Source organism: Lutibacter sp., assembly GCF_041555395.1.
GTDB lineage: Bacteria > Bacteroidota > Bacteroidia > Flavobacteriales > Flavobacteriaceae > Lutibacter.
Genome location: NZ_JBFFKM010000069.1, coordinates 1 through 10,392, shown reverse-complemented (window position 1 = coordinate 10,392; position 10,392 = coordinate 1). Strand labels below are relative to the sequence as shown.

At 36.4% G+C, this 10,392-nt stretch carries 10 protein-coding genes, 1 tRNA gene and 1 riboswitch; of the genes, 7 read left to right on the top strand and 4 right to left on the bottom strand.

The window, feature by feature from the left end:
* The 7 genes from ABY285_RS11320 to ABY285_RS11290 all read left to right on the top strand — a co-directional run.
* The coding region (locus ABY285_RS11320; RefSeq protein WP_372770127.1) for a bifunctional precorrin-2 dehydrogenase/sirohydrochlorin ferrochelatase at positions 1 to 432 on the top strand (432 nt) is incomplete at its 5' end.
* A 75-nt stretch (positions 433 to 507) separates the two neighbouring features.
* A riboswitch (SAM riboswitch) is annotated at positions 508 to 612 on the top strand.
* 289 nt (positions 613 to 901) lie between these two features.
* Positions 902 to 1,885, top strand: a complete 984-nt coding sequence (locus ABY285_RS11315; protein ID WP_372770125.1) for a homocysteine S-methyltransferase family protein — start codon at positions 902 to 904, stop codon at positions 1,883 to 1,885.
* Positions 1,886 to 1,926: 41 nt separating this feature from the next.
* The gene (locus ABY285_RS11310) at positions 1,927 to 5,082 is read left to right on the top strand and encodes a vitamin B12 dependent-methionine synthase activation domain-containing protein (RefSeq protein ID WP_372770123.1); all 3,156 of its coding nucleotides are present in this window, start codon (positions 1,927 to 1,929) and stop codon (positions 5,080 to 5,082) included.
* 519 nt (positions 5,083 to 5,601) lie between these two features.
* Positions 5,602 to 6,558 (top strand): methylenetetrahydrofolate reductase [NAD(P)H], encoded by a 957-nt coding sequence (metF, locus tag ABY285_RS11305; RefSeq protein ID WP_372770121.1) that lies wholly within the window; start codon positions 5,602 to 5,604, stop codon positions 6,556 to 6,558.
* A gap of 210 nt (positions 6,559 to 6,768) precedes the next feature.
* A complete protein-coding gene (gene trxA, locus ABY285_RS11300) occupies positions 6,769 to 7,086 on the top strand; it encodes a thioredoxin (RefSeq protein WP_372770119.1) in 318 nt (105 codons plus the stop codon).
* 94 nt (positions 7,087 to 7,180) lie between these two features.
* On the top strand, positions 7,181 to 8,104 hold the full coding sequence (locus tag ABY285_RS11295; RefSeq protein ID WP_372770117.1) for a DUF58 domain-containing protein: 924 nt from the start codon (positions 7,181 to 7,183) through the stop codon (positions 8,102 to 8,104).
* Between the two features lie 65 nt (positions 8,105 to 8,169).
* Positions 8,170 to 8,243 (top strand) — tRNA-Asp (locus tag ABY285_RS11290).
* Positions 8,244 to 8,427: 184 nt separating this feature from the next.
* Here ABY285_RS11290 and ABY285_RS11285 read toward each other — a convergent pair.
* The 4 genes from ABY285_RS11285 to ABY285_RS11270 all read right to left on the bottom strand — a co-directional run bounded on the left by ABY285_RS11285 (position 8,428) and on the right by ABY285_RS11270 (position 10,324).
* Entirely contained in the window at positions 8,428 to 8,694 is a 267-nt protein-coding gene (locus tag ABY285_RS11285) for a hypothetical protein (RefSeq protein WP_372770115.1), read from the bottom strand.
* Between the two features lie 44 nt (positions 8,695 to 8,738).
* Positions 8,739 to 9,068: a hypothetical protein gene (locus tag ABY285_RS11280; RefSeq protein WP_372770113.1), complete on the bottom strand. Its 330-nt coding sequence runs from the start codon at positions 9,066 to 9,068 to the stop codon at positions 8,739 to 8,741.
* 89 nt (positions 9,069 to 9,157) lie between these two features.
* Positions 9,158 to 9,742 carry a hypothetical protein gene (locus tag ABY285_RS11275; protein ID WP_372770111.1) on the bottom strand — a complete coding sequence of 195 codons (585 nt, stop codon included), beginning with the start codon at positions 9,740 to 9,742 and terminating at the stop codon, positions 9,158 to 9,160.
* 21 nt (positions 9,743 to 9,763) lie between these two features.
* Positions 9,764 to 10,324: a hypothetical protein gene (locus ABY285_RS11270; protein ID WP_372770109.1), complete on the bottom strand. Its 561-nt coding sequence runs from the start codon at positions 10,322 to 10,324 to the stop codon at positions 9,764 to 9,766.
* Positions 10,325 to 10,392: the final 68 nt, after the last annotated feature.

Sequence of the window (10,392 nt, the reverse complement as noted above, 5' to 3'; positions counted from 1 at the left end):
AATTTTTTACCCGAATTAATTGCGTTGGCAAAAAAACACTACATCGAAATTATTGAAGCGGCATATCATAATTCTTTTTTAAAAGGAAAACATATTGTTATAGCAACAACCAACAATGTTGCGGTAAATATTCAAGTATATCAGGATTGCAAACAAAAGAATATTTTGGTCAATGTGGCCGACAATCCGCCTTACTGCGATTTTTATATGGGAGGCATAGTTACCAAAGGCAACATCAAAATAGCCATTTCAACCAACGGAAAATCGCCCACGCTGGCAAAACGATTGCGTCAGTTTTTTGAAGAAGTCATTCCAGATAACATCAATGAACTTGCAGAAAACATAAATTCATACCGAAAAACAACAAGTGGTACCTTTTCAGAAAAAGTGAAAGCGTTGAATGAATTAACAAAATCCTTGTTAATTAAATAATAAATATCCGGTTTCATTTGTAATTAAGCGGCTTATTCCGTTAATTTGCAGCCAAGTTCATATACACAGTGATCACAGTTATTAAGAAAGGCAGAGGGATTAGACCCGTTGAAGCCTTAGCAACCCTTTGCCTTGCAAAGAAGGTGCTACATTCTACCAAAATATTTGGATAGATAACGAAGAGATTTTTCAAGAATTCTTCCTGCTTTTTAATAATTATTTGGGCGTTACCGCAAAGCGGTCGGGCTTTTCGCTATATCTGTCATTGCGAGGAACGAAGCAATCTTTTGTTGATATTGCTTCATAAACTCACAATGCCAGGATGTCACTTTAATCCCTAACGCGGGTTGAATGAATAATGAGTAATTAACAATTAATAATGAATAATTGAAAAATAAAAATTCCCTCATTGGCTAATAGGCTAATTTAAAATTCATAATATAATTAAAAACACCAATAACCATCAACAATGAGCAACATAAAAGAAGAAATACAAAAAAGAATATTGGTACTTGATGGTGCAATGGGGACCATGATTCAGCAATATCGTTTTTCGGAAGAAGATTATAGGGGCGAACAGTTTAAAGATTTTCATATGTCCGTAAAAGGAAATAATGATATGCTTTCCATAACACAACCCCAAGCCATTAAAGAAATTCATCGGAAATATTTGGAAGCGGGTGCCGACATTATTGAAACCAACACCTTTTCGAGCACAACCATCGCGATGGCCGATTATGAAATGGAAGATTATGTGTACGAACTCAATTACCAATCGGCAAAAATAGCCAAAGAAGCTGCCGATGAATTTACCGCTAAAAACCCTGAAAAACCAAGGTTTGTGGCAGGTTCCATAGGTCCTACAAATAAAACGGCAAGTATGTCGCCCAAAGTAAATGACCCTGGATTTAGGGCAGTCACTTTTAACGATTTAAAAGAAGCCTACAAACAACAAACCGAAGCTTTGTTAGATGGCGGCGCAGATTTATTGTTGGTTGAAACAGTGTTTGACACCCTAAATGCAAAAGCGGCTTTGTTTGCGATTGAAGAAGTAAAAGAAGAACGAAATATAGACGTGCCAATTATGTTAAGTGGCACCATCACCGATGCAAGCGGAAGAACTTTATCCGGACAAACGGCCGAAGCATTTTTAATTTCAGTATCGCACATTCCTTTATTGTCTATCGGATTTAATTGTGCGCTGGGAGCCAATCAGTTAACGCCGCATTTAGAAGTGCTGGCAAGAAAGTCAAACCTGCCGGTTTCAGCACATCCAAACGCCGGATTGCCAAATGCTTTTGGGGAATATGATGAAACACCTGCACAAATGGCAGCGCAAATTAAGACGTATCTGGATAAGAATTTGGTAAGAATTATTGGCGGTTGCTGCGGCACAACACCGGCACATATCAAGGCCATTGCCAATTTAGTGGCGGAATATCAAAAAAAGTAGAGACACTTTGCGAATTGATTTGAATGACAAAATAAAAAAACATGAGCATTAAAGAAGACATATATAACCAACAACCAACAAACTTTACCCAGAGCGGAGCCGAAGGGAACAACCAAAAGAAATGGCTGAAGTTATCAGGATTAGAACCTCTAATCTTGAATGAGAACAGCAATTTCATCAATGTTGGTGAACGTACAAATGTGGCTGGTTCTCGTAAGTTTCTTCGCTTGATTAAAGACGAAAAATTTGATGAGGCACTTGCCATTGCAAGGCATCAGGTTGATGGAGGGGCACAGATTATTGATGTGAACATGGATGACGGATTGATTGACGGAAAAGAAGCCATGGTTCAATTTCTGAATTTAATTGCTTCAGAACCTGATATTTCTCGTGTTCCGGTGATGATCGACAGTTCAAAATGGGAGATTATTGAAGCGGGATTGCAGGTCGTTCAGGGGAAATGCGTTGTAAACTCTATCAGCTTAAAAGAAGGGGAAGCTACATTTATAAAGCAGGCAAAATTGATTAAGCGTTATGGTGCCGCAGTTATTGTGATGGCATTTGATGAGGTTGGTCAGGCCGATAATTTTCAAAGAAGAATTGAAATTGCAGCGCGTTCGTACCGTATTTTGGTCGATAAAGTGCAGTTTCCTTCAGAAGACATTATTTTCGATTTAAATATTTTTCCGGTAGCTACTGGAATGGACGAGCATAAAAGAAATGCCCTCGATTTTATTGAAGCAACGCGCTGGGTTCGTGAAAATTTACCCAATGTGAGCGTAAGTGGCGGCGTGAGCAATGTTTCTTTTTCTTTTAGGGGGAATGATTCCGTTAGGGAAGCCATGCATTCGGTATTTTTATACCACGCCATAAAAGCAGGAATGAATATGGGCATTGTAAATCCGACCATGCTGGAAGTTTATGATGAAATTCCGAAAGATTTATTGGAACGTGTTGAAGATGTTATTTTAAACAGAAGAGATGATGCCACAGAGCGTTTGCTATCATTTGCCGAAAGTGTCGTAAGTTCCGTAAAAGAACATAAAGTGGATTTGTCTTGGCGCGAAAAACCGTTGCAGGAAAGAATAACACACGCTTTGGTAAAAGGTGTGGATGAATTTATATTGAAAGACGTTGAAGAAGCAAGAATCCAGGCCAAAAAACCGATTGAAGTAATTGAACAGCACTTGATGACCGGTATGAATGTGGTAGGGGATTTGTTTGGTTCAGGTAAAATGTTTTTGCCTCAAGTGGTAAAATCGGCAAGGGTTATGAAACGTGCCGTTGCGTATTTACAACCGTACATAGAAGCATCAAAAAGCCCCCTAACCCCCGAAGGGGGAATTAAGACTTCGCAACATTGGGAAACTGCCGATCCTTTGAATTATGGATTGTTAAAAGAGGTTGCTTTTAAAATGCGCAATGAGCCAACTGAAGCCGAAGCTTTATTGTGGGATGTTTTAAACGGAAAAAAATTGGAAGGGCATAAAATAAGAAGACAACATATTATAGGGAATTACATTGCAGATTTTATTTGTTTAAAAACAAATTTAATTATTGAAATTGATGGATCAATACACCAGTTGCCAGAAAATATAGCGAGTGACAAAGAACGAACAAAATGGCTGGAAGAGGAAGGGTATAGCGTTATTCGCTTTACAAATGACGAAGTGTTATCCAATTTGGATGTAGTTCTGAAGAAAATAAAAGAAGCGCTGGAAGCTTCCCCTTTGGGGACGGGAGGGGCGGGAAAAATATTGCTTGCAACCGTTAAAGGCGATGTGCACGATATCGGAAAAAATATTGTAGGTGTGGTTTTAAATTGCAACAATTATGAGATTATTGATTTAGGTGTCATGGTTTCGGCTCAAAAAATAATTGAAACCGCCAAAACTGAAAATGTGGATGTGATTGGATTGAGCGGACTCATAACGCCGTCTTTAGACGAAATGGCTTATGTTGCTGATGAAATGGAGCGACAAAATTTTAAAGTTCCGCTGTTAATTGGTGGCGCAACTACTTCAAAAGCGCATACGGCCGTTAAAATAGATACCCAATATTCCAATGCGGTAATCTACGTAAATGATGCTTCAAGGGCGGTTACGGTGGTTGGAAATTTAATTAATGATAACAATACCGTTGAAGATTATGTTAAAAGCATTAAAGACGATTATGTGAAAGTTCGGGAAGGTTTTTTTAACCGATCTAACAGAAAAGAATATTTATCCTTAGCGGATGCACGGAAAAACAAGTTTAAAATTGACTGGAATGCAACAACAATTGGGGTCCCAAACTTTTTGGGAATTAAAGTCATTGAGAATTTGGAACTTTCTGAATTGTTGGAATATATTGATTGGAGTCCGTTTTTCCGGACTTGGGAGTTGCACGGGAAATATCCTGAAATTTTAACCGATAAAGTGGTTGGTGAAACAGCAACTCATTTATTTAAGGATGCCAAAAAACTGCTTCAAAAAGTGGTGGATGAAAAATTATTGACAGCAAAAGCCATCTTCGGGATTTTTCCTGCAAATGCTGTGGATAATGATGATATTGAAGTTTATGAAGATGAAGCTAAAACAACAGTAAAAGCAAAGTTTTTAACTTTACGCCAGCAATTGAAAAAGAAAGAAGGAATTCCAAGTATTGCATTGGCTGATTTTGTGGCACCAAAAGAAGCTGAAATCATTGATTATATGGGTGCTTTTTGTGTTTCAACTGGTTTTGGAACTGCGGAACTGGCAGCTAAATTTGAAGCCGACCATGATGATTACAATTCAATATTGATTAAAGCTTTGGCAGACCGTTTGGCAGAAGCCTTTGCCGAATATCTGCATAAAAAGGTGAGAACGGACTACTGGGGTTATGCGGCTGAAGAAATTTTGTCGAATGAAGAACTGATAAAAGAAGGCTATAAAGGTATTCGTCCGGCACCGGGTTACCCCGCCTGTCCTGATCATACTGAAAAATTAACCATTTGGGAACTGCTAAAAGTTAAAGAAACTATTGGGGTAGAGCTTACGGAAAGTTTGGCGATGTGGCCGGCAGCATCGGTTTCTGGCTATTATTTTGGGAATGAAACCGCCAAATATTTTGGTGTCGGGAAGATAACTGAAGAACAGGTAAAGGATTTTGCAAAAAGAAAAAAGATGGATTTTGAAACCGCCAAGAAATGGCTGAGACCTAATTTGGCGGACTAGGCCCCCTAACCCCCGAAGGGGGAATTAATGTTGGATTGGAAAAGTTTAAAGTAATAAAATAAGTTCTGAACATAATTTGAAAACAAATTAAAGAAACACCGTCATATGATTTTTTTCGTCGTAAAATATTGAAATTTTTAGCGTTGGCCGAAGGAGCAACCCAAAGAGCCTAGTGGCAGGTGAAGCGGGGAAAAGGCGGTCTGGGTGATGTGGACAAAAAAATTCAATTCATTTTACAGAAAAAGATCATCAGACTAGATTTTTTGTTTCTTTTTCATCAATGGAAAAAGAAAAGAGATAATAATTAAAACTAAAATTTGATTTGCGTTAGCGATTACTTCAACTTTTTTTATTTTGTATTGGTGTTCAGTGAACCTTGTTTGAAGTGGTATACTTTTTTGGAGTGAAACGAAGAAAAAGATATAACGAAAAGCGCGACCTGAAAGGGAACGCCCAAAACTAATTAACAATTATTAAATCTAATATACCAACAATCCAAAATACTAACATACTAAAAAAATGAAAGTAACAGAACACATAAAACAAGCCAAGGGGAAAACACTGTTTTCGTTTGAAATTGTGCCACCGCAAAAAGGGCAAAACATACAGGAATTGTACGACAATATCAATCCGCTGATGGAATTTAAACCACCTTTTATTGATGTGACAACATCTAGAGAGGAACACGTTTATCTAGCGAAAGGAAATGGGCTTCTGGAACAAAAAATTACCCGGATGCGGCCGGGAACAGTTGGTATTTGCGCATCTTTAAAGTACAAATATAATGTTGATGCGATTCCGCATGTGTTGTGTGGTGGTTTCACCAAAGAAGAAACGGAATATCTGTTGGTGGATTGTCATTATTTGGGTTTGGACAATGTAATGGCTTTGAGAGGCGATGCTATGAAACACGAAAAATATTTTTCCGCAACGGAAGGAGGGAATATGTATGCATCGGACCTAGTGGTTCAAATCAGCGATTTAAATAGGGGGAAATATTTACACGAACTGATTGAAACGCCTTATAAAACCGATTTTTGCATTGGCGTTGCGGGATATCCGGAAAAACATATAGAATCCCCTAGTTTGGATACTGATTTGCGCAGATTAAAAGAAAAAGTGGATGCGGGCGCCGATTATGTGGTGACCCAAATGTTTTTCGACAATCAAAAGTTTTTTGATTTTGTTAAGAAAGCACGTGCTATTGGGATTACGGTTCCCATAATTCCAGGAATAAAACCCATTGCCATAAAACGCCATTTACAAGTGCTGCCGCAGGTTTTTAAATTGGATTTACCCGAAGCGCTGATTACCGAAGTTGAAAAGTGCAGCAACAACGAACAAGTGAGAGAAGTAGGTGTGGAATGGGCAATTGCACAATCTAAAGAACTTGTGGCCAAAGGTGTCCCTGTAGTTCATTTTTATTCTATGGGGAAATCAGACAATATTAAAGCCATAGCGAAGGAAGTGTTTTAAAATGTTTATTTGTTCAGGAGGTTATAAGCTATAAGTTGTAGGCTGTAAGCTTTTTTTGAACTTAAAACTTAAAACTTTCAATTTTTGCTTTCAATCATTAAATTTGTATATAGCTTTATAAATAAAAGTAATATAGGTTAAGTGGTTATGGTAAAATATTTGTTTACTTTTGTATCATAAAAGAGAAATTAACAATTAAAAAAATAGAATATGGCAATTGAAGTAACAGATGCAACATTTGACGAAATAGTATTGAAATCGGACAAACCGGTAATGGTTGATTTTTGGGCAGCTTGGTGCGGACCTTGTAGAATGGTAGCACCAATTATGGATCAATTAACTACAGAATACGCTGATAAAGCTGTTATTGTGAAAGTGGATGTGGACGCAAATCAAAAATTTGCTGCAGAATATGGCGTAAGAAATATTCCTACGGTATTGGTATTTAAAAATGGCGAAGTTGTTGAAAAACAAGTGGGTGTTGCACCAAAAGCAACGTATGCGCAAAAAATAGATGCGCATTTATAAGCGTTAATTTTAAGACAATAAATAGAAAATGCCCGGCAAATTGTCGGGCATTTTCTATTTATATACTATATTTACAAGAATCAAATTTAGAAAGATGGCCGGTATTTCATTAGAAAATATTTCAGAATTACACCACCTTGAATTGTTGGCAAAGCAAGTAGTGGAAGGATTTATTACTGGCATGCATAAAAGTCCGTTTCACGGCTTTTCGGTTGAATTTGCCGAACACATAAATTACAATGCAGGTGAAAGCACACGGCATATCGACTGGAAATTATACGCAAAAACCAAAAAGCTGTTTGTAAAACGCTACGAAGAAGAAACCAATTTGCGTTGTCATCTAATCATAGACAATTCAGCTTCCATGCATTTTCCGGTTGTTAAGAATCCTTCCATAGACCATTTAACAAAAATTGCGTTTTCGGCAATAGCCTCTGCCGCTTTGATAGAACTGTTAAAGCGGCAGAGAGACGCTGTTGGTTTAAGTATTTACAGTGATATCAATGAGTATTATGCCCCGGCAAAAGGAAGTGAGCGACACAGAAGAATGGTGATGGCCCATTTAGAGGGTTTGTTGAACCAACCTTCCAAAAAAACGACTGAAACCTATAAATTTTTACATGAAATAGCCGAAAAAATAAACAGAAGATCACTTGTTTTTTTATTTACGGATATGTTTCAGACCAATAGAAGCGAGCAGGAATTGTTTGAAGCTTTACGTCATTTAAAACACAACAAACATGAGGTTGTTTTGTTTCATACTTACGATGGAAAGCTGGAATTGGATTTCGATTTTGGAAATACGCCCAAAAAATTTGTTGATGTAGAAACGGGAGAACAGTTGAATTTATACGCGTCATCAGTGAAAAAAAACTACAAAACGGCTATGGAAACCTATTTTAATGATTTGAAGATGAAGTGTATGCAGTATAAAATAGATTATGTTCCTGTGGATATCAATAAAGGGTTTAATCAGATTCTAATATCCTATCTCATAGGCAGAAAAAGATTTTTGTAATATTTATTGGAAAAACCTTTGACAATACAAAAAACGCTGTTATATTTGCATCCGCTAAGAGCAACGGTTTGGTAGTTCAGCTGGTTAGAATGCCTGCCTGTCACGCAGGAGGTCGCGGGTTCGAGTCCCGTCCAGACCGCATCATAAAACCTTAACAATCTTGTAATGAGAAAGTTAAGGTTTTTTGCATTTATAGTGTGTACACTTTTGTGTACATATTTATTCAACACTTACTATTGGGATGTGTTTTTATGCTTATTAAATATTGACTCAATCTTTTACCTTTTAGTTTTGTAGTTAGATAATAAACAGTACGGAATATCTTAATCCGAAGACCCCATCATTTCCCTTAACAGCAAGTCAGGAGCTAAATTGCCTGTAAGGTTAGCAAGCACATCTTTTTCCTTTAGTATAACCATATCATACTTATAATATTGGTTAGTGTCTTTGTAGGTTTCTTTGGCTTTGGCTAATCCTGCTACAACACCTTCAATATGGACTATATTCATCATTCTTTGAAATTGAGAAGTTGGCAGGTTCAATCTGCCCTGCTCCTTTGTAATAATGCCAAAATATTTAGTGTACTTCATTCAACAAAATTAGCGAATTACACCTCAGCTGATTGCTTAGGATTTTAGCAAAACGGTGTTAAAGGGATTGCAACAAGCCTTAACAAGTAACCTTCAAAGTCGATAATAACTACTTCATTCGACCCAAGAGCATCTCCTTTTCCATTAACAAAAACACAATCTTCTGATGATTCGTTTTGAATTTTTACAAGTCGCTCGTATTCTAATTTTTCAAGAAGATAACTACTCTCACATAAGTAGTTATCACAATTACAATTATCTGAAACTGTCACTTGGTAAATTACACATTCCTTATTAGTTGGGTCATCATCTTTACAACAGTTTAAGGTAGATAGACTTAAAAATAATATGAGATAAATGTGTGTTGTTTTCATAACATAAATTGTTTAGGTTAACTGTAAATATATATTTCAAAAATAGGGTTGATGTCCGAAATATTAGGATTCGGGAAAATTTGGACAAATTATTCATATCCGCAAGGAGTACCACCATAATCCTTATGTCCTTCTGCAAGTATTTCAAATTTACCTTCTGTGATGTTTACAATATTTGGAAGGCTATAATAATCTTCACCATTATAAACAGCAGTAAAGTAAAAAGTTCCTTTATATCTATCATTCTCCATTGAGGTGATTGTTACAGAACCAATTTCTTCAGAATGGGTTTGAGTTTCACTAACAAAATAGTTTTGGTGATAAAAGATTCCATTATCCCCATAATCACTGTAGTTACCGAGCCATGTATGATATTCTCCATTTGGGTTATAAATTCCAATACCATGCGAGGGTTTAAAATTTAAATAAATCGTATGACCATTAGAAGCTCTAAATTCCATACCTCCTGTTATTTGGTGAAAGTTTTTGTAACAATGATTATCAAGGTCATAAAAACCATATCCACTTGCATGTTCAAAGATTACTAACTTTCCATTAACCTTAGCTTCCATTGTCCCTTGAAATCTAATTTTTTCATTATCCTCATCTTTTGAACATGTAGTAAATAAAAATACTGGAAGGAATATCGTGAGAAGTAAAAGAATTTTTTTCATATCGAGATGTTTTAAAAAAAATTATTTTTTTCGATTCATTGAATAAGTCTGTATCTCATCAAAATACATTAGATAATTTTTTGAATCTCCATTAATCAAGAAAGTTTCTTTTTTAGAACCCACAACTGCTCCAACAACAGTTCCTGCAATTCCTAACCCAACAGCCCAAATTGCTGCCTTTTCACCTGCGGTCGTTCCCTCTACAGTGTAAGTGTAAGGGCCAAGATAAGGGAAATACCCATCAACCGTTTTGTCAGGGTCATCTCCACTCGCAAATCCAATTACAAGTCCTGTGGCTACCCCTGTGGCTGCTCCTATGGCTGCTCCTTTTCCTGCCTTTCCTTTCCTTCTTATTTTTATTTTATGAATATCTTTAACATTAACAATAATTTCTGAGTTCTTTTTTCCAATTATTATCAAAGATTCATCATTTGCCTCTAATAAGATTCCTTTAACCACTTTTGAGTTATCAATTTTTGATACCCAAACTTTATGAACTTTAAATTTCTTATTTGGTTCTTGCGCAAACAATATATTTAAAGAGCATAACATAACGATTACTGAGAGTTTGATTTTATTCATAATGTTAACATTTAAAGTTAAGTATTTACTTTATAAAAAAACAGAATGGAGTTGAAGCAAAATGTTTT

Excerpts from the sequence above, each read along its gene's own strand:
- ABY285_RS11315 (WP_372770125.1), top strand. The coding sequence starts at position 902 with ATGAGCAACATAAAAGAAGAAATACAAAAAAGAATATTGGTACTTGAT.
- ABY285_RS11310 (WP_372770123.1), top strand. The coding sequence starts at position 1,927 with ATGAGCATTAAAGAAGACATATATAACCAACAACCAACAAACTTTACC.
- metF (WP_372770121.1), top strand. The coding sequence starts at position 5,602 with ATGAAAGTAACAGAACACATAAAACAAGCCAAGGGGAAAACACTGTTT.
- trxA (WP_372770119.1), top strand. The coding sequence starts at position 6,769 with ATGGCAATTGAAGTAACAGATGCAACATTTGACGAAATAGTATTGAAA.
- ABY285_RS11295 (WP_372770117.1), top strand. The coding sequence starts at position 7,181 with ATGGCCGGTATTTCATTAGAAAATATTTCAGAATTACACCACCTTGAA.
- ABY285_RS11285 (WP_372770115.1), bottom strand. The coding sequence starts at position 8,694 with ATGAAGTACACTAAATATTTTGGCATTATTACAAAGGAGCAGGGCAGA.
- ABY285_RS11280 (WP_372770113.1), bottom strand. The coding sequence starts at position 9,068 with ATGAAAACAACACACATTTATCTCATATTATTTTTAAGTCTATCTACC.
- ABY285_RS11275 (WP_372770111.1), bottom strand. The coding sequence starts at position 9,742 with ATGAAAAAAATTCTTTTACTTCTCACGATATTCCTTCCAGTATTTTTA.
- ABY285_RS11270 (WP_372770109.1), bottom strand. The coding sequence starts at position 10,324 with ATGAATAAAATCAAACTCTCAGTAATCGTTATGTTATGCTCTTTAAAT.